We start from the raw sequence: 15073 nt of genomic DNA, 5'->3' as shown, positions 1-15073 counted from the left end.
GCCACGCCGATGCTACGCGCCCCCGGACGCTGCTCCGGCTTTTCGGACGGCGCCGCGCGGTGATTCCACCGCGTTGTTTCCCCGCCGCCCGCGCGTTTCCGCGTGTCGCAGGCCCGGCCGAGTGATCCTGCCCACGTTCTCAGCAGGCACAGGTGATCCCCGACACCGGCGCGGTGAGGGGGTCGGGGGCCTGCCGGGTGACGTTCCCGGCGCCGTCCTCGACCGGGAAGCCCTCGCGCGCCCAGTACTCGAAGCCGCCGATCATCTCCTTGACCGGGTAGCCGAGCCTGGCGAACTCCAGCGCCGCCTTCTGCGCGCCGTTGCAGCCGGGGCCCCAGCAGTAGACGACGACCGTGGCGTCCCGGCTCACCAGTTCCCCGGCGCGCTCGGCGATCTGCGCGGTCGGCAGGTGGATCGCGCCCCGCACGTGCCCCTGGTTCCAGCAGACGGCGCTGCGCGAGTCGACGACCACCACGCCGGCGGCGCCGGCGGCGAGGTCGGCGGCGACGTCGGACACGTCGGTCTCGAAGGCGAGGCGGGCGGCGAAGTGCGCGACGGCGTCGGCGCTCGGGGCGGCGGGGACGACGGTGGTGGCGGCGACGGTGGTGGCGGGCATCTGTGCTCCTTGGCTGCTTGCTGCGGACACCTCGATCCTGGCGGTCGGCCCGCCGTCCCGGCAGTGGCACGAACGCCCGATACCGCTAAGATCCCGCCATGCAGCCGGCCCACACCGTCTCGGTCCTGGTCTTCGACGGCATGGCCCCCTTCGAGCTCGGCACCGTCGTGGAGGTCTTCGGCCTGCCCCGCCCCGAACTCGGCGTCCCCTGGTACGACCTGCGGGTCTGCTCGCGCGAGCGCGGCCCGCTGCGCGCCGTCGGCGGCTTCACCATGACCGCCGGGCACGGCCTGGACGCCTTCGCCGCCGCCGACACCGTGATGGTCGTCGCCGTCCCCGACGTGCGCGCCGAGGTCCACCCCGACGTCGTCGCGGCCCTGCGCGCCGCGCACGCACGCGGCGCGCGCATCGTGTCGATCTGCTCGGGCGCGTTCGCGCTCGCCGCCGCCGGCCTGCTCGACGGCCGCGAGGCCACCACGCACTGGCGCTACGCCGGCCTGCTGCAGCAGCGCCACCCGCGGATCAAGGTGACGCCCGACGTCCTCTACGTCGACGCCGACGACGTCCTCACCGGCGCGGGCAGCGCCGCCGGCCTGGACATGTGCCTGCACCTGGTCCGCAAGGACCACGGCGCCCGCGTCGCCAACTCCGTCGCCCGACGCCTGGTCGTCCCGCCGCACCGCGAGGGCGGGCAGGCCCAGTTCGTCGAGGCCGCCGTCACCGTCCCGGCCGCCGACGACGCCGTCGCCCGCGCCATGGACTGGGCCCTCGCCCACCTGGCCGAGCCCGTCACCGTCGCCGACCTGGCCCGCGCCGCCCGCCTGGCGCCCCGCACCTTCATCCGGCACTTCAACCGCCAGACCGGCACCAGCCCGCTGCGCTGGGTCATCACCCAGCGGATCATGGCGAGCCTGCCGCTGCTGGAGGACGGCGCGCTGCCGGTCGAGGAGATCGGCGCCGCGGTCGGCTTCGAGAGCCCGGTCACCTTCCGGCACCACTTCACCCGCGCGATGCGCACCTCCCCGTCGGCCTACCGCCGCACCTTCCGCGCCCCGGGTTCGCCGCGCCGCGCCACCGGGTAGGCCCAGGTCGGAGCGAGGGAGGGGCATGCGCCGCAGCTGGGTGAGGGTCTTCATGATCGGGCTCATCCTGTGGGCGCTCACCGTGCTGGTCACGTTCCTCACCGACAACCCCAACCTGCTGCCCACGATCGTGCTGCTCGGCAGCTTCCTGGTCCCGGTCACCTTCGTCGTGTGGGCCTACGAGCACGGCCGGGCGGGCGAGCTCACCGTCCCGCTGCTGTTCCGGGGCTTCGTCAACGGCGGCGTGCTCGGCATCCTCGGCGCCTCCCTGCTGGAGTCCTACCTGCTGCACCCGTCGCCGTGGATGTACGCCGGCGTCGGCCTGATCGAGGAGGCGGTCAAGCTCGTCGCCCTGATGATCGTCGCGCGCGGGCTGTCCCTGCGCTCCTCGCGCGACGGGCTCGTCCTCGGCGCCGCGGTCGGCTTCGGGTTCGCCGCCTTCGAGAGCGCCGGCTACGCCTTCAACGCCATGTTCGACGCGCACGGCGTCAGCCTGCGCTCGCTGGTCGCGACCGAGGTCCTGCGCGGCGTGCTGACCCCGCTCGGCCATGGCCTGTGGACGGCGATCCTCGGCTGCGTCCTGTTCACCGCGGCCCGCCGGCACGGCCGCTGGCGGCTGGACGGCACGGTCCTGCTCGCCTACCTCGGCGTCTCGCTCCTGCACGCGCTGTGGGACTCCATGCACGGCATCGCCATCGGCCTCGCCGTGCTCCTCGCCGGCGCGCCCTGGCAGCACGACCTGATCGAGCACGGCCACCTGCCGGAGGCCACGGCCGGGCAGAGCCGGTTCGTCACCGTCCTGGAGTGGGGCGGCCTCGCGCTGATCTCGGCGGCCGCCCTGGTCTGGCTGCGCGTCCTCGCCGTCCGCACCCGCCAGGCCCCGCCCCTGCCCTGGGGCCCCGCGCATCCCTGGCAGGGCTGAGCCGCTAGGCGGGGGCTTCGCGGGAGAGGGCGACGCGCCGCCTGGCGGGGTCGATCTCCACGATCGTCACGCGGACCTCGTCGCCGACCCGGACGTCCGCCGGGTCCTTCTCGTGGACCAGGCCCTCGATCTCCCTCGATACGCGGACGAAGTAGCCGAAGGGGACCAGCTTGGTGACCTCGCCGGAGACGACCTGGCCGCTGCGGTGGCTCTGCTGGAACCCCTGCCAGGGGTCCTCCTGCAGCGCCTTCAAGGACAGGGACATCCGTTCGCGCGGCATGTCCACGTCGAGGACCTCGACGGTGACCTGCTGCCCCACCCGCACGATCTGGCCGGGGTGGTCGTAGTGGCCCCAGGACAGTTCGGCGACGTTGATCATCCCGTCGATGCCGCCCAGGTCCACGAACACGCCGAAGTTCTGGATCGAGGTGACGGTGCCGGTGCGGATCTGCCCGGGCCGGAAGTCCTTGAGGAGGCGCCACCGCAGATCGCTGGGGGCCGGGTCGGTCCGCCAGCGGGCGCGCAGGACGCCGTCGTCGTCGGGGAGGACCGCGGTGAACAGCGGACAGCGCTCGTCTGTGCTCAAGGGCAGCACCGCTGCGGCACGCGCCCCGGTCAGGAGCGCGGCCAGATCCCCGTACTGCTCCTCGTCGCCGATGCGGCTGGTGATCCGTCCCGCCTGGTCCTGCCAGACGAGCTCGACCAGGCCGTATTCGGGGAACGCCCGGCGGACCGCGTCCAGGTCGGCGGACAGGCCCGGCCACACCGTCAGGCAGGCGCGCGGGGCGAGGCCGGCGCGCACCTGGCCGATCCCGTCGCGGGTGAGGCGATGCCACCGGGAGAGGTTCCCGACGGGGCGCTCCTCCAGAAGGAGCGCCCCGTCCCGGGGGATCCTCAGGTCCACCGCCGCCCAGAAGTCGTCGTCGGCGGGGCGCTGCTCGCCGGGCTCGGGCTCCGGTTCGTAGGGGGAGGCGTCCAGGCGCTCGACGAACACCCCGGCCATCGCCCGTTCGCAAGGGACGGTGCTGCCCATATAGACGTACTGGTCGTATCCGACATGCACGAAGAACCGGCCCGGGGCCTCCAGCCGGCACCAGGCGCCGTTGCCGCGCAGCATGGCCCGCACCAGCTCCAGGCCCACGGCCACCGGCACCCGCGCGCCGTCGTGGTAATCCGCCAGACCGGACGGGAACAGCCCGGCCAGGCCGTACCCGTCGACCGGGGCTTCCAGTTCGAAGTTCACGAAACCGGCCACCTGCGGTTCGCGGATCTCCAGCAGGTCGACCTCGGAGTCCCGCGCGAAGGCGGCGACGGCCGCCAGGTAGGCGGCCTCGACGGGCCCGTGGTCGCTCACCGGCTCCTGGTCGCCGGTGTAGTGGCCGTGCGCGTTCCGGTCGGCGGGGTCGTACTTGGTGATCCGGTAGACGTACGGCAGCACGCCATCACCTCCACCGCGAGACTGTGCTGACCGCACGCGCGTCCCGTCAAGCGGCCGCGATCAGGAAGGGACGAGGATCGTCTTGCCGCGCAGCAGGCCCGCCCCGCTCAGGCGGTGCGTCTCGGCCATCTCGGCGAGCGGCACGGTGCCCGCGATGTGGACCGCGAGCTCGCCGGCGTCCACGAGCGCGACGAGCCGGGCGAGCTGCCCGGGATCGTTGCGGGCCACGAAGTGCTCGTGCCCGGGGATGGGAGTGGCGATCGACACCGCGGTCCCGCCCGGCCGCACCAGGGCGGCCAGCCCGCCGGCGGCCTCCGCGCTGACCGGGGCGAGGTTGATCACCACGTCCATCCCGCCGGGCAGCGGCCCGGCGGTGTGGTCGACGACCTCGTCGGCCCCCAGCGCGGCGACGGCCTCCGCGCTGCGCGGGCTCGCGGTGGCGATCACCGTCGCCCCGGCCCGCTTGGCGAGCTGGACCGCGAAGCCCCCGACCCCGCCGCCCGCGCCGTTGACCAGCACCCGCTGCCCGGCGCGCACCCGGCCGTCGACGGCCTGCCACGCGGCGAGCCCGGCGACCGGGATGGCGGCCGCGTGCGGGAGCGGGATGGAGGCGGGCGCGGCGGCGAGGCTCCCGGCCGGGGCCGCCACCAGCGAGGCGGCCGCCCCGCCCGCGTCGAGGCGGCCGATGACGCGGTCGCCGTCCGACCATGAGGTCACCCCGTCGCCCACGGCCACGACCGTGCCGGAGACGTCCCAGCCCAGCCGGTACGGCAGGGTGAGCGGCAGCACCGTCCGCAGCATCCCCGCGCGCAGCGCGGTCTCGGAGGGGTTCATGGAGGTGGCGGCCACCTGGACGAGCACCTGGCCGGGGCCCGGCTCCGGGTCCGGGACCTGCTCGTACCTGATCACGTCCGGCCCGCCGTACGAATGAATATGCGTTGTCCACATGCCGGCAACGCTAGAGAAGCCCGGCGAGACGGTGAATAATTTATCGTCCGTCTTTCATACGTGGGAGTCTTGCCCGGTGGATGTGCTCAGCGATGTGGTCGCCATCATGCGCTCCGGGCGGCCGACCTCGGCCCGCGTCGTCTGGCACGCCCCCTGGGGCCAGCGCTTCCCCGAGGTGCGCGGCTCGGCGGGCTTCCAGGTGATCCTGCGCGGGTCGTGCCGGCTGATCACCTCCGGCGCCGGCCCGGTCGAGCTGGGCGCCGGCGACGTGCTCTTCTTCCCCCACGGCGACGGCTACGGCCTGGCCGACGCCCCCGCGACCCCGCTGGCGGAGCCGGTCTGCGACCCGACGGCCGACGCGGAGCTGTTCGTCTCCGGTTTCGTCGGCAACAGCGGGCCGGCCACCGTGACGCTCTGCGGCGGCTTCCGGCTGGACCCGGGGCGCGCCCATCCGCTGCTGCGCGACCTGCCCGGCGTCGTCCACCTGCCCGCCCGCGCCGAACGGCACAGCGGGCTGCGCGCCGCCGTCGAGCTCCTCGGCCGCGAGGTGGAGCAGCCGGGCCTGGGCGCCGCGACGGTCGTGCCCGCCCTGCTGGACACGCTGCTGATCTACATCCTGCGCGCCTGGTTCACCGAGCGTCCCGAGCAGGGCGGACGGTGGGCCGCGGCGCTGGCCGACCCGGTGGTCGCCGCGGCCTTGCAGGCCATGCACCAGGAGCCGGCGCACCCCTGGACCGTCCAGAGCCTGGCCGACCGGGCGGGGTTGTCGCGCGCCGCCTTCGCGCACCGCTTCACCGCCCTGGTCGGCCGGCCGCCGCTCGGCTACCTCACCTGGTGGCGGCTGACCCTCGCCGCCCGCGCGCTCCGTGAGACCGACGCGCTGCTGAGCGAGGTCGCGGCGCGGGTCGGCTACCGCTCGGAGTTCGCCTTCGCCAACGCCTTCAAACGGGAGTACGGCACGGCACCCGGCCGCTACCGCAGGCAGAGCGCCTGACCGCCCGGGGAACGCAAGATCCCGCCCGATCGACGTGATCGGACGGGATCTCGGCAACGCTTCCAGGCCGTCGCAAGGACGGCCCCAGGTGGAGCCACGGGGATTCGAACCCCGGACACCCGGCTTGCAAAGCCGGTGCTCTGCCAACTGAGCTATGGCCCCTTGGGCGCGACCATCCTACCGGGGGCCCGTGGTCCGCGGCGCAGGGCAGGGCGCGGCCCGGCGGATCGGGGCAGATGTCGATCCGCCCCGGTCGCGCCGGGGGCCTCCGTGGAGGCGGCTCAGCTGTCGGAGGACGTGGCCTCGGTCCACAGGTCCAGCTCGGCGCGGTCCTGCTGCAGGCGGCGCCAGACAGCGAAACCGCCGAGAGCGACAACGGCGAGAACGAGAAGCTTCTTCACGGTGGGGACCCCTTCACCTCGACTATGAAGCCAACCCCGAGGGAGATGGTTGGAATGACGAGTCCTCCCCCAGGCCCTCCGCAGCCTAGCAACGGTTCACCGACGGTCCGCACCCCGACGGGGTTATCGGACCGAACGTCCAATCCGGACAGGGGTGTGGCGGCCCGGTCAGGTCATCGGGGGCGCATACTCCGGTCATGGGCGGACAGGACGACTTCGGTTTGTGGGAACGGGAGCTGCGGCCCGAAGAGGAGGAGGACGAGGGGCGGCCGGTGCTGGTCGCCGCCGCCCTCACGGCGGCCGGCTTCACCGCGTTGATGCTGGTCGGGGACGTGCGGATCGGCCTGGCCGGGCTGGCGGCGGCGGTGTTGATCCTGGTGCTGTGGCGCATCGGGTTCTGAGGCGGGATGATCCCCGCATGGACGTGCGGGGCGCGAAGGTTCTGGTGACGGGGGCGAGCGGCGGGATCGGGCGGGCGCTCGCCGTCGCGGTGGCGGCGCGGGGCGGCCACGTGGTGCTGAGCGGGCGCCGCGTGGATGTGCTGGAGCCGCTCGCCGACGAGCTCGGCGGGAAGGCGGTGGCCGCCGACCTGGCCGAGCCGGGGGAGGCCGAGCGGCTGCTGGACGCCGCCGGGGAGATCGACGTGCTGGTCGCGAACGCGGCGCTGCCGGCGTCCGGGCCGCTCGGCGACTTCTCGGTCGGGGAGATCGACCGGGCGCTGGACGTCAACCTGCGGGCGCCGATCGTGATGGCGAGGCTGGCCGGGGAGCGGATGGCCGCGCGGGGCCGGGGCCATCTGGTGTTCGTCTCCTCGCTGGCGGGCAAGACCGCCTCCGGTCAAGCTTCCCTGTACAACGCGACAAAGTTCGGCCTGCGCGGCTTCGCCCTGGCGTTGCGCGAGGACATGCGGCCGATGGGCGTCGGGGTTTCGACGGTTTTCCCGGGTTTCATCAGGGACGCCGGGATGTTCGCCGATGCCGGTGTGACGCTGCCGAGGGGCGTCGGGACGCGGTCGCCGCAGGACGTCGCGCGGGCGACGCTGCGGGCGGTGGAGCAGAACCTCGCCGAGGTCGACGTGGCGCCGCTCGGGCTGCGGCTCGGCGCGCTGCTCGGCGGGGCCGCGCCGGGGCTGGCGGCGGCCGTGCAGCGGCGGGCCGGCGGCGACCGGATCACGCGGGGGCTGGCCGCGGGACAGCGCGGCAAGCGCTGAGGGGATTATCGTGCTTGTCAGCTGATCATCGGATGGGGGACACATGACCGACATTTCCGCTAGTGGCACCTTCGAGATCGGTGGCGACCTGCCGGTGCGCCGGCTCGGCTTCGGCGCCATGCAGCTGACCGGGCCCGGCGTGTGGGGCGAGCCCGCCGACCGGGACGAGGCGCTGCGCGTCCTGCGCCGCGCGGTGGAGCTCGGCGTGACGTTCGTCGACACCGCCGACTCCTACGGCCCCTTCGTCAGCGAGGAGCTGATCGCCGAGGCGCTGCACCCCTACGCGGAGGACCTGGTCGTCGCGACCAAGGGCGGCCTCACCCGCACCGGCCCGAACGTGTGGCTGCCGGTCGGCCGGCCCGAGTACCTGCGCCAGTGCGTGGAGATGAGCCTGCGGCGGCTGAAGCTGGAGCGCATCGACCTGTACCAGCTGCACCGCATCGACCCGAAGGTCCCGCTGGAGGAGCAGCTCGGCGTGCTGCGGGACATGCGCGACGAGGGCAAGATCCGGCACATCGGGCTGTCGGAGGTCTCGGTCGAGGAGATCGGCAGGGCCCGCGCGATCGTGGAGATCGCCACGGTGCAGAACCTGTACAACCTGACCGAGCGCAAGTCGCAGGACGTCCTGGAGTACTGCGAGCGCGAGGGCATCGGCTTCATCCCGTGGTTCCCGCTGGCGACCGGGCAGCTCGCCGCGCCCGGCGGGGTGCTGGCCGCGGCGGCCGAGCGGCACGGCGCGACGCCCGCGCAGCTCGCGCTGGCCTGGCTGCTGCGCCGGTCGCCGGTGATGCTGCCGATCCCGGGCACCTCCAAGGTCGCGCACCTGGAGGAGAACCTGGCCGGGGCCGGGATCGAGCTGAGCGAGGACGAGGTCGCGGAGCTGACCGCGCTCGGCTAGGAAAAGCAGCGGGCCACCGTGTCCGGCGCGGCGGCGCCGGACACGGTGGCCCGGCTCGCGGAGGCTGTGGGATTCGAACCCACGGAGCCGGGGATACCGACTCTCCAGTTTTCAAGACTGGTGCACTCGTCCACTATGCGAAGCCTCCCGAGAGCGATCCCACGATAGCGGGTCGGGGGCCGAGGGAGCGCCCCGATAACGGCTGTTAGCGTCGTGACATGGGGGAAATCAGGGGATCGACCCAGGTGACGTTCCCGGCGGGCGGGACCGCCGGGGAGTCACGCGTGATCATGTCGGTGCCGCTGGACGGCGGCCACGGGGTGGTGGTCGAGGAGACCCCGTTCCACCCGCTGGACCCCTCCTGGCCGGACCAGCCCGCCGACACCGGCGTGCTCGGCGCCGACGGCCTGGAGACGCGGGTGGTGGACTGCCTGACCGGGGCGATGCGGGGCGGCGAGCTGCTCGTCGGCGCCGACATCCCGGTCCGCCGCGGCGATCCGGACTGGTCCTGGCTGGTCGTGCACGTGGTGGAGCGCGACGTCCCGGTGGGCGTGACGGTGCGGCTCGCCGTCGACGAGGAGCGGCGGCGCGCCCTGTCGGCCGGCCACACCGCCTGCCATCTGATGGCGCTCGCGCTGAACGAGGCGCTCGCGCCGCGCTGGCGCAAGGAGGTCCGGCCGGACGGCCTCGGCCACCCCGACTTCGACGCGCTCGCCATCGCCTCGTCGCGGATCGTGCCCGGCGGCAGCCTGGACACCTACCGGATCGGCACGTCGCTGCGCAAGAAGGGCTTCACCGCCGAGGGCCTGGCCGGCGACCTGCCGAAGCTGGCCGAGGTCGTGGAGGCGAGGATGGCCCGCTGGATCGCCGCCGACGCGCCCGTCGCGATCGAGGCGCCCGGGCCGGGCCTGACCGCGCCGCGGCGGTGGCGCTGCGCGCTGCCCGAGGGGACGGTCGAGATCCCCTGCGGCGGCACGCACCTGTCCCGGCTCGGCGAGCTCGGCGCGGTGCGGGTGTCGATGGAGCCGGGCGACGCCGGACCGGTCGTGCGGACCGAGGTGTCATAGCCGCCAGAGCCGCACCGTCCCGTCGTAGCCGCCGCTGACCAGCGTGCCGGGCGCGAAGGCCAGCGCGCTGACCAGCCCGCGGCCTCCGGAGAAGGAGGTGACGCGGCTGCGGGTCGCCGCGTTCCACAGGGTGATGGTCCGCCCGGCGGCGGTGGCGAGGGTGCGGCCGTCGGGGCTGAACGCGACGGCGTAGACGGCCCGGTCGTGGTGCAGGGTGCCGAGCCGGCGGGCCGCGGCGCAGTCCCACAGGGCGACCTCGCCGTTGTCGTCGCCGACCGCGACGGTCGCGCCGCCGGGGTCGAACGCCATGGCGCGCACCAGCGCGGTGACCGGCCCGAGGGCGCTGCCGCCTTTGGGGCGCAGCATCCGCAGCCGGTCGGTGCTGGCGTAGGCGAGCCAGCCGCGCCTGGAGTAGGCGAGGCTGAACTGGCTCTCGGCGCCGGGGCGCAGGGTGCGGACGCGGGTCCGCGACGCCACGTCCCACACCTGCACGTCGGTGGTGCCGGCGGTGGCGAGGCGGCGGCCGTCGGGGCTGAACGCGACCGCGCCGATCGTGCCCTGGCCGGGGGAGAGCCGCGCGGACCGGCGGTGCCCGGCGATGTCCCACAGCAGGACGTCGCCGTCATATCCGGCGGTGGCGAGGGTGTGCGAGTCGGGCGCGAACGCGGCGGTGAAGACGGCGTTGCCGTGGCCCTTCAGGGTGGCGGCGGGCCGCCGGTCGGCGAGGTTCCACATCCGGACGGTGCGGTCCTCGCCACCGGCGGCGACCGTGCGGCCGTCGGGGCTGACCGCGACGGTGTAGACGCTGTCGCCGGCGGGGAGCGTGGCCAGCAGGTGCGGGCCGGGCGAGGAGGCGGGCGGGGGCGGGCGCCGCGCGGGGTGGTCGCGCGGCCACAGCGGGCCGACGACGACCCCGGCCGCGGCGACCGGCAGCAGCGCGGCGGCCGCGACCAGCCAGGTGCGGCGGGGGCGGGCCGGCATCACGGCGTCGGCGTCCCGGCCCCCCGCCGGCAGCGAGCGCAGCCGCGGCACCCGGTCTTCCAGGACGTCGGTCAGCAGGCTCGCGGCCTGGTCGGGGGTGAGCCGGTCGGCGGGCTCCTGGCGCAGCAGGCCCTGGATGACCGGCCCGAGCGGCCCGGCGAGCTGCGGCTTGGCGGGCCGGCCGTTCAGGATGGCGTTGAAGACGGCGTTGGCGTTGGCGCCGGGGTAGGGGCGGCGGCCTTCCACCGCGTAGAACAGGGTCGCGCCCAGCGACCACAGGTCGGAGGCGGGTACGGCGGGTTCGCCGCGCGCGCGCTCCGGGGCGGTGTAGGCGGGCGCGCCCATGACGAAGCCGGAGTTGGTGAGGGACGGGTCGCCCTCGATGGTGGCGATCCCGAAGTCGGTGAGCACCACCCGGTCCTCGCTGATCAGCACGTTGCCCGGTTTGACGTCGCGGTGCACGACCCCGGCGGCGTGCGCGGCGCGCAGCGCGCCGAGCAGGGCGAGGCCGATCGCGGCGGCGCGGCGCGGCGGCAGCGGGCCGTCGCGGCGCACGATGGTGTTCAGCGCGCGCCCGTCGACCAGCTCCATGACGATCCACAGGGACTCGTCGTGCTCGACGACCTCGTAGACGGTGACCGCGTTCGGGTGCACGATCCGGGCGGCGGCGCGGGCCTCGCGCAGGCTGCGGCGGCGGCGCTCCTCGAGCTGGTCGGCGGCCAGGTAGGTGGGCAGGAACAGTTCCTTCACGGCCACCGGGCGGCGCAGGCGCTCGTCCCAGGCGCGCCAGACGACGCCGAAGCCGCCTCTGCCGATCTCGTCCGCCAGCCGGTACTGGCCGGCGATGACCCGTTCCCGGCCATCCGCCATGATTTAACAGTATCGGTTAGTTATGAGGGAAAAGAGGGCTCGCGAGGGCACCGGTCAGGTCCTGGTGGCATAGACGATGACGTTGTCGCGGTAGTGGCCGCGGGCCCGGTCGAAGGCCCCGCCGCAGGTGATCAGCCGGAGCTGGGCGTCGGGCGTCGGCCCGTAGACCTCGGCGGTGGGGAAGGCCGCCTTGGCGTGCACGCGCACCTCGTCCACGGTGAACCGGGCGGTCCGGCCCCGCGCGTCGGCGACGAGCACCTCGGCGCCGCGCCGCAGCTCGCGCAGCCGGGCGAAGACGGCGGGGCCGGTCCGCGAGTCCACGTGCCCGGCGATCACCGCGGGGCCCTGGTCGCCGGGCCGCACCCCGGCCGCGTACCAGCCCGCCTTGGCGGGGTCGCGCGGTGTGCCGAGCACGCCGTCCGCGCCGGTGGCCAGGCGCTCCAGTTCGGTCTGGACGTCGAGTGAGGGAATGCTCAGCCGTACCGGCTCGTCCAGCCGTGCCGCAGCGCGCGCGCTCGACGGCACCGCGACCTGGCCAGGCGCCGCTTTCCAGTTGGAAGGCGTCACAGCGGGCCCGGCCTGGGAGGTGCATGCGCTCAGGACGAGCGCGCACACGGCGAGGACGGCTTTCTGCGGATGGTGGGTCACCTCGTGCGGCGGCGGCGGAGCAGAGCAACGGCCGCGAGGGCGAACGGCGCCGCCAGAGCGGCCGGCCACCATGGGGAGGGAGAGCCGTTCCCGGCCATGCCGCCGAGACCGGTGTCCACGCCCCCGCGCGGCGGCGGGACGGCGCCGCGCCCGACGTCGCGCAGGTCGAGCAGCCGCAGCCCCTTCGGGCCGTCCAGCACGATGACCGTGTGCGCCGAACCGGCCGTCAGCGCGACCTTGGCGGACACCGCGGCGTCCTTCGCGCCCGTGGCGCGGACCTTCAGCGCGCCCGGCGCCATCTCCCGGTACGGCGTGGCGGTGCCGAAACGCAGCCCGGGGGCGATGTCCGTGCCGCCCGCCGTCACCTTCAGGCCGGGCTGCTTCAGCGACGCCGCGATGAGCCGCAGGCCGGCCCGCCCGGCGGGCAGGTCGACGGTGTCGTCGAGGACGTCCAGCTTGATGCCCTTGTAGGGCCCCATCCCCGCGACGGTGTAGGAGGCGCCGCCGCGTACCCGCACGTTCGTGGACAGCACGGGCTTGGACGAGGCGGGCGCGTCCGCCGGGCGCATCGCGACGGTGTACCTGCCGCCGCCGAGCCGCTGGTAGGGGGAGAGCACCCCGTAGCCCACGTGCCGCAGGACGAGCCGGGGCGTCTTCTTGCCCGCGGTGTACAGGTACACGTCCACGGCCGGGGTGTCCGGGGACAGGTGCGCCAGCCGCACGTAGCCCTCGCCGGGGGCGGCGGTGCCGGGCGCGGCGGACAGGGCGAGGACGGCGGCACCGGAGACCAGGACGGTGCACGCGCGTCGGACGAGGACGGTGTTGGCCATGGCCGCTCCACCGGTGGTTGAGGGGTGTCGCCTGAGGACCGCCATAGGAGCACAACGGGCCGGGGACGGGCAATGGAACCCGGGTTTGCGAACGGGTAACGGTCACTCCGTGTGACCGTCACCGTCGAATGATCTTCACATTTCCGGCAGAAACGGCACTATCCACGGCGAAGTTGTCCGTTACAGTCATCGGCATGTCTGAGACTCCCCAGGATCCGGCCGGTACCACCCACCAGTTCCGGGCGTTCGCCAACCAGGGCCAGCCGGAGAAGACCGGCGGCGCCAACACCGGCCTCATCGTCGGCGTGATCGCCGCCGTCGCCCTCGTCGCGGTCGTGGCGGCCGTCGTGCTGATGATGCTCTGACCCGTGGCCTCAGCGGCCTGAGCTGGAGAAGTGCTGATAGTCCTTGATGCCGTTCCAGTCGCCGCCCCAGCCCCAGCCGATGCCGGCGAACGCCTTGACGACCTTGTCCCCCGCGTGGATCACCCCGGGATCGCGGCGCTTGCGGTCGCCGAACTTCACGCAGTCCTTGTGGTCGATGTGGCCGTCGGAGTCGACGTAGGGGTTCTCGCACGGGTTGACGTCGACGGCCAGGCCGTAGGAGTGCCGCGACCAGCCGGTCCCGCCGGTCACCGCGCGGCAGTTGAAGGCCGAGGTGTTGTCGGCCTCGATCGAGTCGTAGTCGCTGCCCTTGTAGGCGTCGACCGGCTCCATCCGGCGGATCGGGTAGCGCAGGGCGTAGAGCTTGCCGAAGACCTTGGTCAGCGGGCCGGTGGCCTCGGCGTTCACCACGAGCCGCCCGCCCGTGTGCGCCTTGCCGTCCATGCCCCAGTACGGCATCTCGATCACCCGCAGATCCGCCAGCGGGACGGGGCAGCCCTTGCGCCAGGAGTGCTTCAGCAGCTGCGCGGTCACGGGCTTCACCTGCGCCTGGAAGCGCGGCGGCGCGGTCGGGACGGGCGTGGCGGTGGACGAGGCGACGGTCGGCGGGGTCGCGGTCCTCTTCGCGCCGCCGTCGTCGCCGCCCTGGCCGCATCCGGCCGCGAGCGACAGCGCGACGCCGATCGCCGCGACCCCCAGCGAGCGGCTGACCAGCATGTCGACAGGCATACCAGCAGGATGACACGCCCGTCCGGCTTCGCGTCGGACCGGGTATTCGCTACGGTGCGTTGGGGGGCGCGTCCCGCGGGACGCGCCGATCAGCGACCCCGGTCAGAGGGAGCCGGCATGGCCGACCCGCAGGGGAAGGACCGCCAGGGACAGGACGGCCACAGCCTCGAGGACGAGATCTTCGCGGTGGCCGCCCGGGTCGAGCGCGAGGCGCCCGAGGCGGGCCCGCGGCTGCGGCTCCCCCGGGAGCCGGTCCGCCTGCCGGCCGCCCGGGACCTGTCCGCGGGCGCGGCGGGCTTCGCGACGTTCCTGTTCGTGGACGCGGTGATGATGTGGGCGCCGCTGATGATGAGCAGCCGCCCGAGCACGACGCCGCAGATGGTGACGCTGCTGGTGCTGGCGTTCGGCCTCGGCGGCCTGCTCGCCGGGAAGGTCGGCGGGAGGTGGCGGCCGTTCGGCTACGGGATGATGGCCTGCTGGCTGTTCCTGACGCTGGTCTCGGTCGGGTTCCTCACCGGGCTCGGCCCGTGATCCGCCCGCCCGCGGCCCGCGCGGGTCAGCAGGAGGCGTCCCGGCCCGCCGCGTCGATGCGCTCGGCGACGGCGCGGAAGGCGCGGCCGACGGCGGCCAGGTCGGCGGGGTCGATCAGGTCGATGAAGAAGTCGCGGACGGTCTCCACGTGGTCGCGGGCGGCCCGGTCCAGCGCGGCGAAGCCCTCGTCGGTGAGGTGGGCGTACACGCCGCGCTTGTCCTTGGGGCAGCCGCCGCGGAAGACCAGGCCCTTGGACTCCAGCCGCGAGCAGGTGTGCGACAGCCGGCTGCGCGACTGGCTGGCGTGCTCGGCCAGCTCGGCCATGCGCAGCCGCCGCTCGGGCGCCTCCGACAGCCGGACGAGGATCTCGTACTCCGACATCGACAGGCCGTGCCGGGACTTCAGGTCGCGCTCCATGACCTCGGTGAGGCGGAGGCTGCCGTCGACGAAGGAGCGCCAGTCGCGTTGCTGGGCGGCGTCTAGCCAGCGCGGTTCGCTCATGTCCGCCAGTATAAGCGAAAGTT

18 protein-coding genes and 2 tRNA genes are annotated in these 15073 nt (G+C 74.2%); 9 read left to right on the top strand and 11 right to left on the bottom strand.

Annotated features, from left to right (window positions below):
* Window positions 1-139 precede the first annotated feature (139 nt).
* Window positions 140-616, bottom strand: coding sequence for a rhodanese-like domain-containing protein (locus tag ACRB68_RS15980; protein ID WP_153533252.1), 477 nt, complete (start codon window positions 614-616; stop codon window positions 140-142).
* Window positions 617-714: 98 nt separating this feature from the next.
* On the opposite strand from ACRB68_RS15980, the gene ACRB68_RS15975 reads away from it, so the two are divergent.
* Both ACRB68_RS15975 and ACRB68_RS15970 read left to right on the top strand, forming a co-directional pair.
* Window positions 715-1698: a helix-turn-helix domain-containing protein gene (locus ACRB68_RS15975; protein ID WP_153533251.1), complete on the top strand. Its 984-nt coding sequence runs from the start codon at window positions 715-717 to the stop codon at window positions 1696-1698.
* Window positions 1699-1723: 25 nt separating this feature from the next.
* The gene (locus ACRB68_RS15970) at window positions 1724-2620 is read left to right on the top strand and encodes a PrsW family intramembrane metalloprotease (protein ID WP_153533250.1); all 897 of its coding nucleotides are present in this window, start codon (window positions 1724-1726) and stop codon (window positions 2618-2620) included.
* 4 nt (window positions 2621-2624) lie between these two features.
* Here ACRB68_RS15970 and ACRB68_RS42965 read toward each other — a convergent pair whose 3' ends face one another.
* Both ACRB68_RS42965 and ACRB68_RS15960 read right to left on the bottom strand, forming a co-directional pair.
* Complete coding sequence (locus ACRB68_RS42965; RefSeq protein ID WP_456356037.1) at window positions 2625-4058, bottom strand: S1 RNA-binding domain-containing protein; 1434 nt, start codon at window positions 4056-4058, stop codon at window positions 2625-2627.
* 60 nt (window positions 4059-4118) lie between these two features.
* Window positions 4119-5006, bottom strand: a complete 888-nt coding sequence (locus tag ACRB68_RS15960; protein ID WP_153533249.1) for an NADP-dependent oxidoreductase — start codon at window positions 5004-5006, stop codon at window positions 4119-4121.
* A gap of 76 nt (window positions 5007-5082) precedes the next feature.
* On the opposite strand from ACRB68_RS15960, the gene ACRB68_RS15955 reads away from it, so the two are divergent.
* Window positions 5083-6000, top strand: a complete 918-nt coding sequence (locus ACRB68_RS15955) for an AraC family transcriptional regulator (RefSeq protein WP_328594263.1) — start codon at window positions 5083-5085, stop codon at window positions 5998-6000.
* Between the two features lie 89 nt (window positions 6001-6089).
* Here the strand turns inward: ACRB68_RS15955 and ACRB68_RS15950 are convergent.
* Together ACRB68_RS15950 and ACRB68_RS42485 are read right to left on the bottom strand one after the other, a co-directional pair.
* Window positions 6090-6162, bottom strand: a tRNA-Ala gene (locus ACRB68_RS15950).
* Window positions 6163-6281: 119 nt separating this feature from the next.
* Window positions 6282-6401, bottom strand: coding sequence for a DLW-39 family protein (locus ACRB68_RS42485; RefSeq protein ID WP_220163873.1), 120 nt, complete (start codon window positions 6399-6401; stop codon window positions 6282-6284).
* A 197-nt stretch (window positions 6402-6598) separates the two neighbouring features.
* Here ACRB68_RS42485 and ACRB68_RS15945 point away from each other — a divergent pair, with 197 nt between their 5' ends.
* Genes ACRB68_RS15945 through ACRB68_RS15935 form a run of 3 tightly spaced genes read left to right on the top strand, consistent with a single transcriptional unit; the run spans window position 6599 to window position 8509 of the window.
* Complete coding sequence (locus tag ACRB68_RS15945) at window positions 6599-6802, top strand: hypothetical protein (protein WP_153533247.1); 204 nt, start codon at window positions 6599-6601, stop codon at window positions 6800-6802.
* A 17-nt stretch (window positions 6803-6819) separates the two neighbouring features.
* Window positions 6820-7611: an SDR family NAD(P)-dependent oxidoreductase gene (locus ACRB68_RS15940; protein ID WP_153533246.1), complete on the top strand. Its 792-nt coding sequence runs from the start codon at window positions 6820-6822 to the stop codon at window positions 7609-7611.
* Between the two features lie 43 nt (window positions 7612-7654).
* On the top strand, window positions 7655-8509 hold the full coding sequence (locus ACRB68_RS15935) for an aldo/keto reductase (protein ID WP_153533245.1): 855 nt from the start codon (window positions 7655-7657) through the stop codon (window positions 8507-8509).
* 58 nt (window positions 8510-8567) lie between these two features.
* On the opposite strand, the gene ACRB68_RS15930 is transcribed toward ACRB68_RS15935, so the two are convergent.
* Window positions 8568-8657 (bottom strand) — tRNA-Ser (locus ACRB68_RS15930).
* Window positions 8658-8727: 70 nt separating this feature from the next.
* On the opposite strand from ACRB68_RS15930, the gene ACRB68_RS15925 reads away from it, so the two are divergent.
* Window positions 8728-9576, top strand: coding sequence for an alanyl-tRNA editing protein (locus tag ACRB68_RS15925; protein WP_153533244.1), 849 nt, complete (start codon window positions 8728-8730; stop codon window positions 9574-9576).
* On the opposite strand, the gene ACRB68_RS15920 is transcribed toward ACRB68_RS15925, so the two are convergent.
* From ACRB68_RS15920 to ACRB68_RS15910, 3 genes are all read right to left on the bottom strand, one after another.
* Window positions 9571-11427: a WD40 repeat domain-containing serine/threonine protein kinase gene (locus ACRB68_RS15920; RefSeq protein ID WP_153533243.1), complete on the bottom strand. Its 1857-nt coding sequence runs from the start codon at window positions 11425-11427 to the stop codon at window positions 9571-9573. The genes ACRB68_RS15925 and ACRB68_RS15920 overlap by 6 nt on opposite strands.
* A gap of 54 nt (window positions 11428-11481) precedes the next feature.
* The gene (locus ACRB68_RS41270) at window positions 11482-11952 is read right to left on the bottom strand and encodes a class F sortase (RefSeq protein ID WP_328594262.1); all 471 of its coding nucleotides are present in this window, start codon (window positions 11950-11952) and stop codon (window positions 11482-11484) included.
* A gap of 119 nt (window positions 11953-12071) precedes the next feature.
* On the bottom strand, window positions 12072-12905 hold the full coding sequence (locus ACRB68_RS15910; protein WP_194293332.1) for a DUF4397 domain-containing protein: 834 nt from the start codon (window positions 12903-12905) through the stop codon (window positions 12072-12074).
* A 194-nt stretch (window positions 12906-13099) separates the two neighbouring features.
* Between ACRB68_RS15910 and ACRB68_RS40190 the strand changes: the two genes are divergently transcribed.
* Window positions 13100-13270: a hypothetical protein gene (locus tag ACRB68_RS40190; protein ID WP_194293331.1), complete on the top strand. Its 171-nt coding sequence runs from the start codon at window positions 13100-13102 to the stop codon at window positions 13268-13270.
* Between the two features lie 9 nt (window positions 13271-13279).
* On the opposite strand, the gene ACRB68_RS15905 is transcribed toward ACRB68_RS40190, so the two are convergent.
* The gene (locus tag ACRB68_RS15905) at window positions 13280-14017 is read right to left on the bottom strand and encodes a M15 family metallopeptidase (protein WP_235959399.1); all 738 of its coding nucleotides are present in this window, start codon (window positions 14015-14017) and stop codon (window positions 13280-13282) included.
* 117 nt (window positions 14018-14134) lie between these two features.
* Here ACRB68_RS15905 and ACRB68_RS15900 point away from each other — a divergent pair, with 117 nt between their 5' ends.
* On the top strand, window positions 14135-14548 hold the full coding sequence (locus tag ACRB68_RS15900) for a hypothetical protein (protein WP_153533240.1): 414 nt from the start codon (window positions 14135-14137) through the stop codon (window positions 14546-14548).
* Window positions 14549-14573: 25 nt separating this feature from the next.
* Here ACRB68_RS15900 and ACRB68_RS15895 read toward each other — a convergent pair whose 3' ends face one another.
* A complete protein-coding gene (locus ACRB68_RS15895; RefSeq protein ID WP_153533239.1) occupies window positions 14574-15050 on the bottom strand; it encodes a MarR family winged helix-turn-helix transcriptional regulator in 477 nt (158 codons plus the stop codon).
* Window positions 15051-15073 lie beyond the last annotated feature (23 nt).

Origin of the sequence: Actinomadura macrotermitis, from assembly GCF_009604375.1 — a bacterium.
Lineage (GTDB): Bacteria > Actinomycetota > Actinomycetes > Streptosporangiales > Streptosporangiaceae > Spirillospora > Spirillospora macrotermitis.
This window is presented reverse-complemented; position numbering and strand designations above follow the sequence as displayed.

Bases quoted from the DNA above. Each gene is read 5' to 3' on its own strand.
- ACRB68_RS15910 (WP_194293332.1), bottom strand. From the start codon at position 12,905: ATGGCCAACACCGTCCTCGTCCGACGCGCGTGCACCGTCCTGGTCTCC.
- ACRB68_RS15900 (WP_153533240.1), top strand. From the start codon at position 14,135: ATGGCCGACCCGCAGGGGAAGGACCGCCAGGGACAGGACGGCCACAGC.
- ACRB68_RS15905 (WP_235959399.1), bottom strand. From the start codon at position 14,017: ATGCCTGTCGACATGCTGGTCAGCCGCTCGCTGGGGGTCGCGGCGATC.
- ACRB68_RS15920 (WP_153533243.1), bottom strand. From the start codon at position 11,427: ATGGCGGATGGCCGGGAACGGGTCATCGCCGGCCAGTACCGGCTGGCG.
- ACRB68_RS15940 (WP_153533246.1), top strand. From the start codon at position 6,820: ATGGACGTGCGGGGCGCGAAGGTTCTGGTGACGGGGGCGAGCGGCGGG.
- ACRB68_RS40190 (WP_194293331.1), top strand. From the start codon at position 13,100: ATGTCTGAGACTCCCCAGGATCCGGCCGGTACCACCCACCAGTTCCGG.
- ACRB68_RS15975 (WP_153533251.1), top strand. From the start codon at position 715: ATGCAGCCGGCCCACACCGTCTCGGTCCTGGTCTTCGACGGCATGGCC.
- ACRB68_RS15970 (WP_153533250.1), top strand. From the start codon at position 1,724: ATGCGCCGCAGCTGGGTGAGGGTCTTCATGATCGGGCTCATCCTGTGG.
- ACRB68_RS15980 (WP_153533252.1), bottom strand. From the start codon at position 616: ATGCCCGCCACCACCGTCGCCGCCACCACCGTCGTCCCCGCCGCCCCG.
- ACRB68_RS15935 (WP_153533245.1), top strand. From the start codon at position 7,655: ATGACCGACATTTCCGCTAGTGGCACCTTCGAGATCGGTGGCGACCTG.
- ACRB68_RS15945 (WP_153533247.1), top strand. From the start codon at position 6,599: ATGGGCGGACAGGACGACTTCGGTTTGTGGGAACGGGAGCTGCGGCCC.
- ACRB68_RS15895 (WP_153533239.1), bottom strand. From the start codon at position 15,050: ATGAGCGAACCGCGCTGGCTAGACGCCGCCCAGCAACGCGACTGGCGC.
- ACRB68_RS15925 (WP_153533244.1), top strand. From the start codon at position 8,728: ATGGGGGAAATCAGGGGATCGACCCAGGTGACGTTCCCGGCGGGCGGG.
- ACRB68_RS15960 (WP_153533249.1), bottom strand. From the start codon at position 5,006: ATGTGGACAACGCATATTCATTCGTACGGCGGGCCGGACGTGATCAGG.